Origin of the sequence: Streptomyces sp. NPDC005775, assembly GCF_042871565.1 — a bacterium.
In the GTDB taxonomy this organism is placed as follows: Bacteria; Actinomycetota; Actinomycetes; order Streptomycetales; family Streptomycetaceae; genus Streptomyces.
In genome coordinates, this window is record NZ_JBIAIU010000004.1 from 515,377 (window position 1) to 529,347 (window position 13,971).

Here is a 13,971-nt window from a genome sequence, read left to right on the forward strand (position 1 = left end):
GGTCAGTTGGCGGTCCAGCCGCCGTCCATGGAGAGCGAGGTGCCCGTGATGTGCCCGGTGCGCGGCCCGCACAGCCACAGGACCGCCTCGGCCACGTCCGCCGGCTCGATGAGCCGCTTGATCGCGCTGCGCTCCAGCATCACCCGCCCCACCACGTCCGCCTCCGAGATGCCGTGCGTCCGTGCCTGGTCGGCGATCTGGTTCTCGACCAGGGGTGTGCGTACGTAGCCGGGGCTGACGCAGTTGCTCGTCACCCCGTGCTCCGCCGCTTCCAGCGCGACCACCTTGCTCAACCCCTCCAGTGCGTGCTTGGCCGTCACATAGGCCGACTTGTACGGACTCGCGCGCAGCCCGTGCACCGACGAGATGTTGACCACGCGCCCCCAGCCGCGTTCGTACATCCCCGGCAGGGTCCGGCGCAAGACACGGAACGGGGTCTCCACCATGACGCGCTGGATCAGGGCGAAGCGCTCCGGCGGGAACTCGTGGACGGGGGCGACGTGCTGGAGCCCTGCGTTGTTCACCACGACGTCCACGTCGGCCGGCAGCGTGTCGACGACCGCGGGGTCGGACAGGTCCACCACCCAGGGCGTCCCGCCGATCTCCTCCGCGAGGCTCTTCGCGGCCTCCCTCGACCTGTCCACGACGTGCACATGCGCACCCGCCGCCGCCAGCGCCTGCGCGCAGGCCCGCCCGATGCCGCTCGCCGCGCCGGTCACCAGCGCGGTGCGCCCGGTCAGCAACGGTTCGGTGGGTGCCTGCGGTGATCCGCCGGGGGAGGGGGCGGCGGGCTCGGGATCCGGTCTGCGGGAAGTCTCCATGGCCGTCACCGTAGGTACGCGGCGGCCCGTGTCACATGGCGCCGGTGCACACACCCTCCCGACCCGGCATGGTGGCGGCGTACGTGGTGCCGTACGGCGCCGGGACGCCCCGGAGCACGGCCCCCGGGCCGCACAAGAGACCCGCCGCACACACCCGGCACCCTGCGGTGTCCGCCTGCCACATGGGCGTGCGGACGCACTGCTCGTAGGTTCCGGCAGCAACCCGACCCCCACGCTCCTCCCAGGGAGGCACTCGTGCGCCCATCGATCCTGAGACGCCTGTTCCGCCGCGTCGCGTCCACCGCCGTCCTCGGCCTGCTCGCGGCGACGTTGAGCACGACCACCGCCGCCGCACAGCCGGTCGCAGCCGCGGCCGCGGGCCTCCAGCAGGTCACCGGCTTCGGCTCCAACCCGGGTAATCTGCAGATGTACGCCTACACGCCCGCCGGCCTCCCCGCGAACGCGCCCCTGGTCGTCGCCCTGCACGGGTGCACCCAGACGGCCTCCGCGTACTACACCAACTCCGGCTGGCCGAAGTTCGCCGACGCGTGGGGCTTCGCGGTCGTCTTCCCGCAGACCACGTCGGCGAACAACTCCCTCTCCTGCTTCGGCTGGTTCGACCCGGCCGAGGACACCCGGGGCAAGGGCGAGGCCGCGTCCATCGTGCAGATGGTCGAGTACGCGAAGCAGAGTTACGGCTCCGACGGCCGCCGGGTGTACGTCACCGGGCTCTCGGCGGGCGGCGGCATGACCGCCGACCTGCTGGCCGCCTATCCGGACGTGTTCGCGGGCGGCTCCGTGGCGTCCGGGCTGCCCGCACAGTGCGCGACGAGCCAGGCGGCCGCGTCGGGCTGCCAGACGGGCCCGCAGAAGCTCAGCCCCGCACAGTGGGGCGACAAGGTGCGCGCCGCCTACCCCGGGTACTCCGGCCCCCGGCCCCGGGTGGCGATCTGGCAGGGCACGTCGGACTACACGGTGTACCCGGCGAACGCCACGGCCCTGCGCGACCAGTGGACGGACGTCTGGGGCATCGGGCAGACGCCGTCGTCGACCGACACCCTCCCCGGCAACACCACCCGCAGCGTCTACAACGACGCCTCGGGCAACCCGGCCGTGGAGACGTACTCCGTCTCCGGCATGGGCCACGGCCTGCCGGTGAGCCCCGGCTCGGGCGACCAGCAGTGCGGGACGGCGGCCGCGTACTTCCTGAACACGATCTGCTCGACGTACTACACGGGCGTCTTCTGGGGCCTGGACGGCGGTACCCCCGGCGGCGGCGACGGCCGACTTCCCGCACCCTCCGGCGTGACCGTCACCGGCACCACGGACACCACGGCCGCCCTGTCCTGGAACGCCGTCGAGGGTGCGGCTTCGTACACCGTCCACCGCGACGGTACGGAGATCGCCTCACCCACCGCCACCACGTTCACTGACACCGGCCTCACCGCGGGCACCGCCTACCGGTACACCGTCACGGCGGTCGACGCGGCGGGCACGGCCGGCGCCGCCTCGGCCCGGGTGACGGCGACCACCACCGGAGGCGGCACACCCGCCACGTGCTACTCCGCCACCAACTACGCGCACGTGACGGCGGGCAGGGCGCACATGTCCGGCGGGTACGTGTACGCCAACGGCTCGAACCAGAACATGGGCCTGTACAACGTCTTCGTCAGGCACACCCTGAAGGAGTCACCCGCCGGGTACTTCGTGATCGCGGACAGCGGCTGCGCCACCGGCTGACGCGTGCGGCGCGACGGGCCCGGCAGGGGACTGCCGGGCCCGTCGCCGTGGTGCCGCCGCGAACCGCGCGAGGGCCGACCGCACGCGGAACGGTCGCGTGCGCCTTCAGGGCCGGCGTTCGGTTCCGGCCAGGGCGCGGGAGAGGCCGGCCACGGCCAGGGCGGCCAGGACGATCTGGATGAGGCACTCGGACCAGTCGATCCCTCGCGTGTGCGCGACGCCCAGGACGGACGCCAGCAGCGTCCCGAGGAGCGCGGCGGCCATACCGGCGACGAGCGTCCACAGGACGCCGATGTGCTGACGGCCGGGAAGGACGAGGTGTCCCAGCAGACCGACCACGACACCGATGAGCAGAGCACTCACGAGTCCGGAGATTTCCATGGCTCGCTCCTACCTCCTTCCGACTTCGGACTTCCGAACGAGGTTGCTCCTACGAGTGCCCGCGCGAGGCGGCGGAATCCCTCGGAGCGCGGCTTCTTCACATCGCCGGCGCAGGAGTGAGGTCGTCATGGGCGAGGTCGTGAATCCCTCGGGGAACCACGTCGCCGTCATTCCTCACCGGTTCGCGCATACGTCCGGAATGCAAGGGCAGGCGAACGGATGCCAGAGACGACGGAGGCCGATCAACAGGCGGCCCTCCCCGGAGACAGGTGGAGGATGAGTACCGACAAAGAGCACGACGAAAAGCGCGTCGACGCCCCTGCCGCGATGCGGCGAGCCTCCGAGCAGCTCACGGAAATGCTCCAGTGCGAGCCCGGCTCGGTCTCCGCGGTGAAGGCCACCGAGGACGGCTGGTCGGCGGACGTGGAAGTGGTCGAACTGGAGCGGGTGCCCGACACCATGAGCGTGATGGCCTCCTACCGGGTGCAACTCGACCCCCAGGGCCGGCTCATGGCCTACGAGCGCGTACGACGCTACGCCAGGGGCCAGATCGACCGGCGCTGAAACGTCGACCGACCTTCGTCGTCGAACGACAAGGATCACCGAAAGGAGTTCCCATGACACTCGTGCAGCAGAGCAATGCGACATCCAACGGGAGCGGCGGCTCGGGAAATCTCTACGACGTTCTCGAGCTCATACTCGACCGCGGTCTGGTCATCGACGCATTCGTCCGCGTCTCCCTGGTGGGCATCGAGATCCTCAAAATCGATGTCCGCGTGGTGGTCGCCAGTGTCGACACCTATCTGCGGTTCGCCGAGGCCTGCAACCGGCTCGATCTCGAATCCGGCCGCAAGGCGCCGAGTCAGCTCACCGACCTCGTCGGCGACATGACGGAGAACGGCGCCAAGGGAAAGTCCAAGGGCGCGCTGACCGGGGCCGTCGAGGCCTTCAGTGAATCCCTGCAGGGAAAGCGCGAGGAGCCTGAGGAGCAGCCGCGCAAGCGGCCTGCCCGCAAGGCGACGTCCAGCCGTCAGACCCAGCGAAGCGAGGAGTAGTAGCGGTGCCCACCTACATATACGCCATCACCGACGCCGGCCACCCGTTGCCGTTGGACGACCTGCACGGCGTGGGCGATCCGCCCTCGGCGCTGCGGACCGTGCGCACCGACCGCCTGGCCGCAGTGGTCAGCGACGCTCCTCCCGGGCTTCGCGCGAAGCGACGGGACGTCATGGCTCATCAGACGGTGCTGGAAGCGCTGATGGCGGCCGGGGCGACCCTGCCCATGCGCTTCGGCCTGGTGGGGCCGGGTGACGACGAGGTCGTCGCGGCCCTGGAGCAGGAGGCCGACGGGTACCGGGAGCGGTTGGCGGAACTGGACGGGCAGGTGGAGTACAACCTGAAGGCCGGCCGGGACGAGGACGACCTCCTGCGGGAGATCATGATCGAGTCCGACGAGATCCGGCAGCTCAACGAGCGGGCCCGCGCCCAGGGCAGTCATGACGACCGGCTCGCCCTGGGAGAGCTGGTGGCCCGCGAGGTGAGCGCTCGCCACGCACGGGAGGCCGAGGACGTGGCCGTCCGCCTGTCGGACGTCGCCACCCGCAGTTCGTCCACGGATCCCGCGCCCGAACAGTTCCTCAACCTGTCCTTCCTCGTGCCCCGGGCGGAGACCGAAGCCTTCGTGGAAGCGGTCCGGCGCGAGGCGGAGGAGCGGGGCGACGCGTACGCGTACACCCTGACCGGGCCGCTTCCGCCGTACAGCTTCGTCTGACCGTCGCGGCCCGCCCGGCCCTCAGGAGCGGAGGTGACCTACGGCCATGGGCCTCATCACCAACCTGCTGACCCTGCCACTGGCTCCCGTACGGGGAACGGCCTGGGTACTCGACCAGGTCGTCCACGCGGCCGAGGAGGAGTACTACGACCCCGAGCCGGTGCGGGCCCGACTCGCCCAGCTGGAACAGGACCTGAACAACGGACTCATCGACGCCGAGGAGTTCGACCGGTTCGAGGACGAACTGCTCGACCGGCTCGACGAGATCGAGGAGTACCGGCACAGCGCACGGCATACGTCGTGACCATCGACCCAGACCACACACGACCGGGGGAGACCGAGGTGCATCGCAGATGACGAAGAACGCCAAGATAGGCGCGGCTCTGGTGGGGGGATACCTGCTGGGGCGTACGAAGAAGGCCAAACTCGCCCTGGGATTCGGGATGTTCCTCCTGGGCAAGAAGATCGACCTCGACCCGAGGCAGCTCGGCAGGATGCTGGCCGATTCGCCGGTCCTGGGATCTCTCAACGATCAGGTGCGCAAGGAGTTGGTGGACGCCACGAAGACCGCGGCCACCAAGGCCGTCACCCAGCGGGCGGGCAGCCTGGCCGACTCGTTGCAGCAGCGCACCCAGTCGCTGGGGGCCGCCCCCGAGGCCGACGACGAGGAACTGGACGAGGACGCCGAGGACAGCGCGGCGGCCGACGACGAGGCCGAGACGGACCGGGACGAGGACACCGGCGAGGACGAGGACACGGGCGAGGCCCGGAAGCGCAGGAGCGCCCCCCGCAAGTCCGCCGCCTCATCCGGCTCCAAGTCCGCTTCGAAGAGCCGTTCCTCGGCGAGCGGCAGCCGCTCCGGTAGCGCGGGCAAGTCCTCCGCTCCCGCACGCAAGCGCACCGCCGCCGGCAAGACCGCCGCCTCCGGCGCACGCAAGGCCCGGGGAGGCGGCAATGCCTGACTCCACACTCGGCGGTATCAAGGACCAGGTCGTGAAGAACCCGGCCACCGACCGGCTCAAGGACGAGCTGCAGAACTACCTGCGGGCCCGCGCCGAACACGCGGTGACCCAGCTGGGCAGCCGTCTCGGTGACTCGGTGTCCAAACTCGCCGATCCGGGCAGCGGGAGCGGTGCCCTGAAGGGCCTCGCCAAGGGCGGGAAGGCCCTCAGTGAGGGCAAGTCCCCCGGGCAGGCCGCGATGAGCGCGGGTGCCTCACACCTGAAGGACAAGGTCAAGGACAAGGTCAAGGGCTTGTTCGGCAAGGGACGCAAGTCGGGCGGCGGGAAGTCCAAGAGCGTCACCATCGTCGAGGACATCGACGTCGGCGTACCGGTCCGCGAGGCGTACGACCAGTGGACCCAGTTCCAGGAGTTCAGCTCGTTCGCCAAGGGCGTCGTGAGCGTGGAGAAGGCGGACGACACCACCAGCAATTGGAAGGTCAAGGTCGCCAAGTCCACCCGCAGCTGGAAGGCGAACGTCACCGAGCAGGTGCCGGACGAGCGCATCACCTGGACCACCGAAGGCGCCAAGGGCACCGTCAAGGGCGTGGTCACCTTCCACGCGATCACCGACGACCTCACCCGCGTCCTGCTGGTCCTCGAGTACTTCCCCAAGGGCCTGTTCGAGAAGACGGGCAACATCTGGCGCGCCCAGGGCCGCCGCGCCCGGCTCGACCTGAAGCTCTACCGCAAGTTCATCATGATGCGCGGCGAGGCGACCGACAGCTGGCGCGGCGAGATCCGCGACGGGGAAGTCGTCGTCAGCCATGACGAGGCGCTCGAAGAGGAAGAGGCGCGCAACGACGAGGACGCCGGAGCCGACGGCGACGGCGTGCGCGACGACGCGGCCGAGGACGAGCCGTCCGGCGAGGAGGTGGACGCCGAGTACGACGAGGAGGAGCCGCCGGACGAGGAACCCGCCGACGAGGACGAGGACGAGGACGAGGACGAGGAAGCGGAGCCTGCGGACGAGTTCGATGAGCCGGAGGAGCCCGTGGACGAGGAGGACGATCCCGCCTACGAGGACGCCGCCGAGGAGCAGGACGAAGAGGCGGAGCAGGACGACGACGCGGAGCAGGACGAGGCCGAGGACGAGGCCGACGAGCCCCGGCCGGCCCGCCGATCCCGCCGCCGCGCGCCCGCCGGCCGCTGACCGGCACCGTGCGCGCACCGGCAACCGCACCCGCATCGACACCCGTACCGACACCCCACGGAAAGGCGTGAGACATCGTGACCGATTCACTCGCCGGCCGACTGCCGGCTTCATCCAGGGGGGCCGCCCCGGCGTACGGGCAGCAGGGCTCGTCGGCCAATCTTGCCGACATCCTGGAGAGGGTGCTGGACAAGGGCATCGTCATCGCCGGTGACATCAAGATCAACCTGCTCGACATCGAGCTGCTCACCATCAAGCTCCGTCTGCTCGTCGCCTCCGTCGACAAGGCGAAGGAAATGGGCATCGACTGGTGGGAGCACGACCCCTCGCTCTCCTCGCGGGCCCGCCCCGCGCGGGAGACCGGGGCCCGCCCCGGAGGCGACGCCCTGGCCGAGGAGAACGAGCAGTTGCGCGCCGAACTGGCCCGGCTGCGGTCGGCGGCCGGGCTCCCCGAGGCGTCGGCGACCGACGGGCAGGCAGCCCGGGCGGAACGGGAGGAGGAACGATGAGCACCCTGCCGAACCCGTCCAGTGGCCTTCCGGGCCCGGGCGCCGACGAGATGACGTACGTGTACGCCGTCGGACGCGACGACCCCGCCCTGCACGCGCTCGCCACCCGCCTGCCTGGAGTGGACGGCCGGCCCCTGCGCCCGGTCAGCGGTGGGGGGCTGTGCGCGCTCGTCTCCCCCGTACCGGCGGACACGTTCAGCGAGAAGGGCCTCGTCGCGCAGATGGAGGACCTGGACCGGCTCGAAATCGTCGCCCGCGCCCATCACGCCGTGGTGGACGCCGTGTTCGCCGAGACATCGGTCCTGCCGATGCGGCTGGCCACGGTGTACATGGACGACGTCAGGGTCGCCGACATGCTGGTGCGGCAACGGGCCGAATTCGCCGAGCTGCTGGGCCGGCTGGAGGGCCATGTCGAACTGGGGGTGAAGGTGTACGCCGACCCCCGGACGGCCGTCGCGCCGGCGCCGGCCACCGAGCCGTCCGCCGGGGCCGCGACGGGGCGGGACTACCTGCGGCAGCGCCGGGCGAGCCGGCGCGACAGCGAGGACGCCTACCGGGCAGCGACCGACGTGGCGGCCCGTGCCGCACAGCTGGCGCAGAGCACGGCCGCCTCGCGGGTGGTCCACCGCCCGCAGCAGGGGCAGCTCGCCTCCCGGCCCGGCGTGAACGTGGCCAACGAGGCCTACCTCGTACCCGTGGCGCACACGCAACAGCTGGGCCGGGAGCTCGAGGCCCTGGCCGAAGGCGTTCCCGGCGTCTCGGTCGAGGTGACGGGGCCCTGGGCTCCCTACTCGTTCGCGACCGCGGTGGTCGCGGAGGGCGCGGACGGCGGTGGGGTCCGGTGAGTGCGGACCTCATCGGGGGAGTGCTCGGCGAAACGGAGGCCCGCAACGGCCCGCCCATCGCGCTGATCGACCTCCTGGACCGCCTCCTGAACGGCGGCGCGGTGCTCACCGGCGATCTCGTCCTGTCCATCGCCGACGTGGATCTCGTCCACATCAACCTTCGAGCGGTGATCCGGTCGATCACCGGAGAGGAGCCGGCGCCATGGTGAATATCCGGCCCGTTTCCGCATCCGACCGACCTGCCCGGGCGAGGAGGCCGACACCATGAGCGAAGGCGACAGCGCGGGGGGCGCGCCGGTGACGGCCCGCACGGCGATCGAAGACGTGACGCACGCCGCCACCCGGGCCTTCGGGCTCAGCCCCGCGCAACCGGACGACCACCGCGTGTCGAGCGCCGCCCAGAGGCTGGCGACCGACCCGGACACGGTCGAGCGGGACCTCATGAAACTGGTGCTCACCATCGTCGAGCTGCTCCGTCAGCTCATGGAGCGCACCGCCCTGCACCGCGTCGACCAGGGCGACCTGAGTGAGCAGCAGGAAGAGCGCATCGGCATGACGTTGATGATTCTGAACGAACGCATGACGGAGCTGTGCGACCGCTACGGACTGACGATGGACGACCTCAATCTCGACCTGGGACCGCTCGGTTCCCTGCTGCCGCAGAACGGCGCCTGAGGGGGCCGGACCCAGGTTTCATCGCACCACCCAAGGCAAGGAGGAGGCCATGACCGCTGACAACAAGGAAACCAAGAACTCCACTCCGAGCAAGGGCAGGACCACCACCGCCCGCAAGACGACCGCCGCGGCCAGAAAGACGGCCGGCGCCGGCGCCCTCGACGAGAAGGCCAGAAGCACGGCAGGCGAGGCGAAGTCCGCGGCCGGCAGTGCCAAGGACTCGGCTTCGCACAGCGTGAGCGCGGCCGGTGAGTCCACCCGGCGCGTCGGACGCGCCGCGGCCGCCGGTGTCCGGAGCGGACAGCAGGCGGTGACGGCCAACGCCGCCAAGGCGGCGAGCGTGGCCACTACGGCCTGGACCGTGCTCAAGCACAGGAAGGCGATCGCCACCGGCGCGGCCGCGGGGGTCGCGGGCATCGCCGGAGCGGCCTTCGCCGTCGGCCGCTCGACCGCCAAGCCGCCGATGGGCCCGCTGACACGGCTGGCGCGCGGCAGGATCTGAGCGCTCCGGGCGGCGCCATGGCGCTCGGGGCGGCTTCCGCTTCGTCCCGCCGTGTACGCGAGCGGCCGGGCGGTCCGCTCCACCAAGGCGCGAAAACACAGGTGACCCGTCTCCGGGACCGGCTCGCAGCATGGCTGCGGGGCCGGTCCCGGCGCACGTGTCAGGCGCCCTGCCGCGCGTACGCCACCATCCGGTCGGCGATCTCGCGGCCGCCCCGCTCGCCCGTGAGGACCGTGTAGTGGTTCACGTCCCTCACCGCCACCGGCTCCACCCGGGTCCCGCCCAGGTCCGCGGCCGCCAGCCGGCGCTCGTCGTACAGCCCCTGCTCCTCGTCCATCAGGCCGCGCGCCGCCCACAGCAGCGTCGCCTCGGCGGGCAGCTTCCTTACGGCGTCGAGCACCTCCGCGTCGAACAGTCCGACCCCGTCGTCACGGACCGCCTCGATCCGGCACGTCGAGTGCAGGGCGGGCTCCCCGCCCGTCAGGTCGCGCTGGATGTACGCGTCCACCTCGTCCGACCACGCGGTCCTGAACGCCGGATGCGCCTGCCAGAACGCGCGGTAGGCGGCCCGGTCCGTGAACGTCATCGACAGGCGGTCCATCGCCGGGCCGATCACCGCTGTCAGCAGCTCGTCGGGCGTCAGATGCGTGGGCGCGGGGAATCCGATGCCGCCGTCCACGAGCAGCAGCGGTCCGAAGCGGTCCGGGTGCCGCACCGCGGCCAGCGCCGCCACGAACGCGCCCATCGAGTGGCCCGCCAGCACCACCCGTTCCAGGCCCAGGGCCCCGGTCAGGGCGGCGACGTCGTCCGCGTGCGCGGCGATGCCGTACGGGCCGGGGAGGCCCGAACTCCCCGCCCTGCCCCGCAGATCCGGGGCGACGAGCGTGACGCGCCCGGCCAGCAGCCGGGCCACCGGGCCCCAGGAGAGCGCGTTGGCCGTGATGCCGTGCAGCGCCACCACCGTCGGCGCCTGCGGATCGGTGGCGGGCCAGCGCAGCGCGGCCAACCGGCCGCCGCACACGGGTACTTCGATCTCCTCGTACGTGATCACTGGTTTCCGGTCTCCTTCCGGTGCGGGACGGCCCTCAGCCTGGACGGCAGCCGGGCCAGGCCGCCCGGCAGCAGATGTACCACGGCCACGAACAGCACGCCCAGCAGGAACAACGGCTGGGAGAGCGGGACGCGGAGCACCGCGGGCAGATCGGCGACCGTGCCCGAACCGGCCAGGTCGCCGAGCCGGTGGTCCGCCCAGGTGTAGAGGATGCCGCCGACCATCGGGCCCCAACGGGTGCCCGAGCCGCCCAGCACCACCATCACCAGCAGCGACAGCGTGAAGTCGGACGTGGTGGTCTGGGGCGTGGATCCGCCGGTCAGGAGCAGGTGCACGATGCCGCCGAGCGCGGCGAGCGCGCCCGCGACGACGAAGGCCGTCAGCTTGAATCCGTACGGTTTCAGGCCCAGCACCTCCACCCGGCGCTCGTTCTCCTTGATGCCCTCCCAGACGCGGCCGGTGGGGGAGCGGACGGCCCAGGTGACGACGGCCAGGGTGAGGACGAGGTAGGCGAGGGCGATCCAGTAGAGGTTCGCGGTGTTGTCGATGCCGACGAGCCAGGAGGGGAGCAGGTCCGCCGGGGCCGCCCGGCCCTCCTCGCCGCCGGTGACGCCGCCGGGGTTGCGGGACACCAGGATCGAGCCCGCCTGGGCGAAGGCGAGGGTCACCATGGAGAAGCCGATCCCGGTGACGCGCAGGCTCACCGACCCCAGCACCAGGGCCAGGGCGATCCCGAAGAGCAGGCCGAGGAGCGCGGCGAGGGCGAAGGGGAGCCCCGCCTCCAGCAGGAACATGTTGGTGGCGTAACTGCCTGCCGCGAAGTAGAGCGCGTGGCCGAACGACAGCAGTCCGGTGCGTCCGAGCAGCAGGTCGTAACCGGTGGCCAGGGCGCCGAACAGCAGGCAGGTGGCCAGGAGTTGCAGACTGCCCGCGCTCCCGAGCGGGCCGTCCAGCAGGCCCGGCACCGGTACGGCGCTGAACGGTGCGACGGCCAGGAGCAGCAGGACGGCGGCCGGCCACCAGCGCAGCAGCCGGGGCGCGTCGGCCGTCCGCGTGGGGGCCACCGGGCCCCCGGTGCGGTCGTGTGTCTCGGTGGCGGTACTCACGCGAGCCTCCCCGTCAGTCCGCGCGGGCGGATCAGCAGCAGCGCGGCGAGCAGGACGACGACCGCCAGATCGCCGAGGCCCGCCGCGGTGTAGTAGTTGGCGAACTGCTGGACCAGGCCGATGACGACGGACGCCACGGCGGCGCCGGTCACCGACCCCATGCCGCCGGTGACCACGACGACGAACGCGAAGATCAGCAGCGAGGTCCCCTGGCGGGGGTCGACCGAGCCGAAGTACAGCCCGCCCAGCGCCCCGCCGAGGGCCGCGGCCGCGCCTCCGATGGCGAAGACGAGGGTGAACGCCTTGCGGACGTCGACGCCGAGGGCGGTGACCATCGCCCGGTCCTCGACGCCCGCCCGTACGACGAGGCCGTGCCGGGTCCGGCCGAGGAACAGCCGCAGCGCCGCCAGGACCACGACGGCCGCCGCGATCAGGACGAGGCGGTTGACCGGGACCTGCGCGCCCAGCAGCCCGAAGGTGCCGGACAGGGCCTCGGGCCCCGGGAAGGTCCGGGCGTCGGAGCCCCAGATACCCGACAGCAGCGCCGGAACGGCGAGCCCCACCCCGACCGTGGCGAGCACCTGCTCGCGCGGCCGGGTGTAGAGCGGGCGGACGACGGCGAGTTCGAGGAGTACGGCGGCCGCGGTGCCCACCGCCGTACCGAACAGGACCGCGAGGACGAAGCCGGCCCCGCCGGGGCCCGCGCCGGGCAGATTTCCGGACGCCGCCCACCAGGTGCCGTACGCGCCGATGGAGAGCAGGGCCCCGTGCGCGAAGTTGAGGACGTCCATCAGGCCGAAGATCAGCGAGAGTCCGGACGCGATGAGGAAGTAGAGGGCTCCCAGGCCGAGTCCGGTCATGGTGAGCAGGACGAGGGTGGACATCAGGAATCCGCCTCCGCGGGGTGGGGGGTCAGCGGGCCGTGGCCCACGCCGAGCAGCCTGCGGGCCGCCTCCGCGTCGCCGAGCAGTGCGTCCGCCGGGCCACGGTGGGCGGTCCGGCCGTCGGCCAGCACCACACAGTGCGCGGCGAGGCGCCGGACGACGGCGAGGTTCTGCTCCACGAGCAGCACCGGCACCGCCTCGGCGGCCCGCTCCAGCACCTGCGCCACCTCGGTGACCACCCTCGGGGCCAGGCCCTTGGTGGGCTCGTCCGCGATGATCAGCCGGTTGGTGTTGAGCAGGGTGCGGCCGATGGCGACCATCTGCTGCTGACCGCCGGACAGCGTGCCGGCCAACTGCCGTGCCCGCTGCTTCAGTTCGGGGAAGAGCTCGTGGACCAGGCCGTACGCGGGCTCGCCCGCCCCGCGCCGCTCCGCGAGCCGCAGGTTCTCCGCGACCGTCAGCCCGGCGAAGACGCCCCGGTCCTCCGGGGCGTAGCCGATCCCGCGCCGGACCAGCGCGTGCGTGGGCAGTGCCACGGTCTCCTCGCCGTCGAGGCGGACGCTGCCCGCGCGCGGGACGAGGCCGAGGATGCCGCGTACCGTCGTGGTCTTCCCGGCCCCGTTGCGGCCGAGCAGCGCGGTCACCCCGTGGGCCGCGACGTCCAGGCCGACGCCGTGCAGGATGTGACGGCCGCCGATCAGGACCCGCAGGTCCCGCACGGCGAGCAGGGGTTGCTCCGTCGTCACAGTCCCTCCCCGAGGTAGGCCTGCTGCACGGTCGGGTCGGCGGTCACGGCCTCGGGTGTGTCCAGGGCGAGCAGCCGGCCGTGGTGCATCACGGCGAGCCGGTCCGCGAGGCCCAGCAGCACATCCATGTGGTGTTCGACCATGAGGACCGTGCGGCCCTCCTCCCGGTGCAGCGTGCGGATCAGCTCGGTCAGGGCCGGAACCTCCTCGGCGCTCACCCCGGCCATCGGCTCGTCGAGCAGCATCAGCCGGGGCTCGCCCACCAGCAGCACGGCGAGCTCCAGCTTCCGCTTCTCGCCGTGGGACAGTTCCGCGGCCGTCGCCGAGGCCCGGTGCCCGAGACCGGTGCGCTCCAGGACGCCGGTCACCTCTGCGGTGTACGGGTCGGCGCGCCGCCAGAGACGGTACGAGCCGCCCCGGGCGGCTTGGGCGGCCAGCCGTACGTGGTCGGCCACGCTCATCGCAGGCCAGAGGCTGGACGTCTGGAACGTCCGGCCGACGCCGCGCCGGGCCCGGACGTGCGCGGGCCGGTCCGTGATGTCCGCGCCGTCCAGCGCGATCGTGCCCGCGGTGGGCAGCGTAAGTCCGCTGATCAGGTTGAACAGGGACGTCTTGCCCGCGCCGTTGGGGCCGATGAAGGCGAGGAACTCGCCCTCGCGGACGCTCAGGGAGATGTCCTGGACGATGGTCGCGCCGCCGACGCCCCAGCCGATGCCGTCCAGCCGGAGCACGGGGGCCGCCAGGTCCGCCGGGCTGTCGGGCCCGAGGGTGTGGGGTGCGGTCACG

The 13,971-nt window shown here is 72.0% G+C and carries 19 protein-coding genes; 12 read left to right on the forward strand and 7 right to left on the reverse strand.

The window, feature by feature from the left end; all coding sequences use genetic code 11:
• Positions 1-2 precede the first annotated feature (2 nt).
• Positions 3-821: a 3-hydroxybutyrate dehydrogenase gene (locus ACFYPA_RS12705; protein ID WP_389131485.1), complete on the reverse strand. Its 819-nt coding sequence runs from the start codon at positions 819-821 to the stop codon at positions 3-5.
• Positions 822-1,076: 255 nt separating this feature from the next.
• Here ACFYPA_RS12705 and ACFYPA_RS12710 point away from each other — a divergent pair, with 255 nt between their 5' ends.
• Complete coding sequence (locus ACFYPA_RS12710; RefSeq protein ID WP_389131488.1) at positions 1,077-2,561, forward strand: PHB depolymerase family esterase; 1,485 nt, start codon at positions 1,077-1,079, stop codon at positions 2,559-2,561.
• A 105-nt stretch (positions 2,562-2,666) separates the two neighbouring features.
• Here ACFYPA_RS12710 and ACFYPA_RS12715 read toward each other — a convergent pair whose 3' ends face one another.
• On the reverse strand, positions 2,667-2,942 hold the full coding sequence (locus tag ACFYPA_RS12715) for a GlsB/YeaQ/YmgE family stress response membrane protein (RefSeq protein WP_359081361.1): 276 nt from the start codon (positions 2,940-2,942) through the stop codon (positions 2,667-2,669).
• Between the two features lie 276 nt (positions 2,943-3,218).
• On the opposite strand from ACFYPA_RS12715, the gene ACFYPA_RS12720 reads away from it, so the two are divergent.
• The 11 genes from ACFYPA_RS12720 to ACFYPA_RS12770 all read left to right on the forward strand — a co-directional run bounded on the left by ACFYPA_RS12720 (position 3,219) and on the right by ACFYPA_RS12770 (position 9,398).
• On the forward strand, positions 3,219-3,506 hold the full coding sequence (locus ACFYPA_RS12720; RefSeq protein WP_359081359.1) for a gas vesicle protein: 288 nt from the start codon (positions 3,219-3,221) through the stop codon (positions 3,504-3,506).
• Between the two features lie 53 nt (positions 3,507-3,559).
• Positions 3,560-3,997, forward strand: a complete 438-nt coding sequence (locus ACFYPA_RS12725; protein ID WP_359081358.1) for a gas vesicle structural protein GvpA — start codon at positions 3,560-3,562, stop codon at positions 3,995-3,997.
• A gap of 5 nt (positions 3,998-4,002) precedes the next feature.
• Positions 4,003-4,713, forward strand: a complete 711-nt coding sequence (locus ACFYPA_RS12730; RefSeq protein ID WP_389131493.1) for a GvpL/GvpF family gas vesicle protein — start codon at positions 4,003-4,005, stop codon at positions 4,711-4,713.
• Positions 4,714-4,759: 46 nt separating this feature from the next.
• The gene (locus tag ACFYPA_RS12735) at positions 4,760-5,017 is read left to right on the forward strand and encodes a gas vesicle protein GvpG (RefSeq protein WP_359081355.1); all 258 of its coding nucleotides are present in this window, start codon (positions 4,760-4,762) and stop codon (positions 5,015-5,017) included.
• A gap of 49 nt (positions 5,018-5,066) precedes the next feature.
• Positions 5,067-5,675: a hypothetical protein gene (locus ACFYPA_RS12740; RefSeq protein WP_359081353.1), complete on the forward strand. Its 609-nt coding sequence runs from the start codon at positions 5,067-5,069 to the stop codon at positions 5,673-5,675.
• The gene (locus ACFYPA_RS12745) at positions 5,668-6,867 is read left to right on the forward strand and encodes an SRPBCC family protein (RefSeq protein ID WP_389131497.1); all 1,200 of its coding nucleotides are present in this window, start codon (positions 5,668-5,670) and stop codon (positions 6,865-6,867) included. The genes ACFYPA_RS12740 and ACFYPA_RS12745 overlap by 8 nt, the downstream gene beginning before the upstream one ends.
• 77 nt (positions 6,868-6,944) lie before the next feature.
• Complete coding sequence (locus ACFYPA_RS12750; RefSeq protein WP_359081350.1) at positions 6,945-7,376, forward strand: gas vesicle protein; 432 nt, start codon at positions 6,945-6,947, stop codon at positions 7,374-7,376.
• Entirely contained in the window at positions 7,373-8,221 is an 849-nt protein-coding gene (locus ACFYPA_RS12755; protein ID WP_389131500.1) for a GvpL/GvpF family gas vesicle protein, read from the forward strand. The genes ACFYPA_RS12750 and ACFYPA_RS12755 overlap by 4 nt, the downstream gene beginning before the upstream one ends.
• Positions 8,218-8,430 carry a gas vesicle protein gene (locus tag ACFYPA_RS12760; protein WP_359081346.1) on the forward strand — a complete coding sequence of 71 codons (213 nt, stop codon included), beginning with the start codon at positions 8,218-8,220 and terminating at the stop codon, positions 8,428-8,430. Before ACFYPA_RS12755 ends, ACFYPA_RS12760 begins: the two co-directional genes overlap by 4 nt.
• Before the next feature lie 55 nt (positions 8,431-8,485).
• Positions 8,486-8,896: a gas vesicle protein K gene (locus tag ACFYPA_RS12765; protein WP_359081344.1), complete on the forward strand. Its 411-nt coding sequence runs from the start codon at positions 8,486-8,488 to the stop codon at positions 8,894-8,896.
• Between the two features lie 49 nt (positions 8,897-8,945).
• Positions 8,946-9,398 (forward strand): hypothetical protein, encoded by a 453-nt coding sequence (locus ACFYPA_RS12770; RefSeq protein ID WP_359081342.1) that lies wholly within the window; start codon positions 8,946-8,948, stop codon positions 9,396-9,398.
• A gap of 160 nt (positions 9,399-9,558) precedes the next feature.
• Here the strand turns inward: ACFYPA_RS12770 and ACFYPA_RS12775 are convergent, their stop codons facing one another.
• The 5 genes from ACFYPA_RS12775 to ACFYPA_RS12795 are packed head-to-tail and all read right to left on the reverse strand — an operon-like array spanning position 9,559 to position 13,970.
• Positions 9,559-10,449: an alpha/beta fold hydrolase gene (locus ACFYPA_RS12775; protein WP_389131504.1), complete on the reverse strand. Its 891-nt coding sequence runs from the start codon at positions 10,447-10,449 to the stop codon at positions 9,559-9,561.
• Positions 10,446-11,555, reverse strand: coding sequence for a branched-chain amino acid ABC transporter permease (locus ACFYPA_RS12780; RefSeq protein ID WP_389131507.1), 1,110 nt, complete (start codon positions 11,553-11,555; stop codon positions 10,446-10,448). Before ACFYPA_RS12780 ends, ACFYPA_RS12775 begins: the two co-directional genes overlap by 4 nt.
• Positions 11,552-12,439: a branched-chain amino acid ABC transporter permease gene (locus tag ACFYPA_RS12785; RefSeq protein WP_359081337.1), complete on the reverse strand. Its 888-nt coding sequence runs from the start codon at positions 12,437-12,439 to the stop codon at positions 11,552-11,554. The genes ACFYPA_RS12780 and ACFYPA_RS12785 overlap by 4 nt, the downstream gene beginning before the upstream one ends.
• The gene (locus ACFYPA_RS12790) at positions 12,439-13,185 is read right to left on the reverse strand and encodes an ABC transporter ATP-binding protein (protein ID WP_389131510.1); all 747 of its coding nucleotides are present in this window, start codon (positions 13,183-13,185) and stop codon (positions 12,439-12,441) included. The genes ACFYPA_RS12785 and ACFYPA_RS12790 overlap by 1 nt, the downstream gene beginning before the upstream one ends.
• Positions 13,182-13,970 carry an ABC transporter ATP-binding protein gene (locus ACFYPA_RS12795; protein ID WP_389131513.1) on the reverse strand — a complete coding sequence of 263 codons (789 nt, stop codon included), beginning with the start codon at positions 13,968-13,970 and terminating at the stop codon, positions 13,182-13,184. The genes ACFYPA_RS12790 and ACFYPA_RS12795 overlap by 4 nt, the downstream gene beginning before the upstream one ends.
• Position 13,971: the final 1 nt, after the last annotated feature.

What these genes read in the sequence shown, in the direction of transcription:
- ACFYPA_RS12705 (WP_389131485.1), bottom strand. Translation starts at nt 821, where the DNA reads ATGGAGACTTCCCGCAGACCGGATCCCGAGCCCGCCGCCCCCTCCCCC.
- ACFYPA_RS12715 (WP_359081361.1), bottom strand. Translation starts at nt 2,942, where the DNA reads ATGGAAATCTCCGGACTCGTGAGTGCTCTGCTCATCGGTGTCGTGGTC.
- ACFYPA_RS12720 (WP_359081359.1), top strand. Translation starts at nt 3,219, where the DNA reads ATGAGTACCGACAAAGAGCACGACGAAAAGCGCGTCGACGCCCCTGCC.
- ACFYPA_RS12725 (WP_359081358.1), top strand. Translation starts at nt 3,560, where the DNA reads ATGACACTCGTGCAGCAGAGCAATGCGACATCCAACGGGAGCGGCGGC.
- ACFYPA_RS12735 (WP_359081355.1), top strand. Translation starts at nt 4,760, where the DNA reads ATGGGCCTCATCACCAACCTGCTGACCCTGCCACTGGCTCCCGTACGG.
- ACFYPA_RS12740 (WP_359081353.1), top strand. Translation starts at nt 5,067, where the DNA reads ATGACGAAGAACGCCAAGATAGGCGCGGCTCTGGTGGGGGGATACCTG.
- ACFYPA_RS12745 (WP_389131497.1), top strand. Translation starts at nt 5,668, where the DNA reads ATGCCTGACTCCACACTCGGCGGTATCAAGGACCAGGTCGTGAAGAAC.
- ACFYPA_RS12755 (WP_389131500.1), top strand. Translation starts at nt 7,373, where the DNA reads ATGAGCACCCTGCCGAACCCGTCCAGTGGCCTTCCGGGCCCGGGCGCC.
- ACFYPA_RS12765 (WP_359081344.1), top strand. Translation starts at nt 8,486, where the DNA reads ATGAGCGAAGGCGACAGCGCGGGGGGCGCGCCGGTGACGGCCCGCACG.
- ACFYPA_RS12770 (WP_359081342.1), top strand. Translation starts at nt 8,946, where the DNA reads ATGACCGCTGACAACAAGGAAACCAAGAACTCCACTCCGAGCAAGGGC.
- ACFYPA_RS12785 (WP_359081337.1), bottom strand. Translation starts at nt 12,439, where the DNA reads ATGTCCACCCTCGTCCTGCTCACCATGACCGGACTCGGCCTGGGAGCC.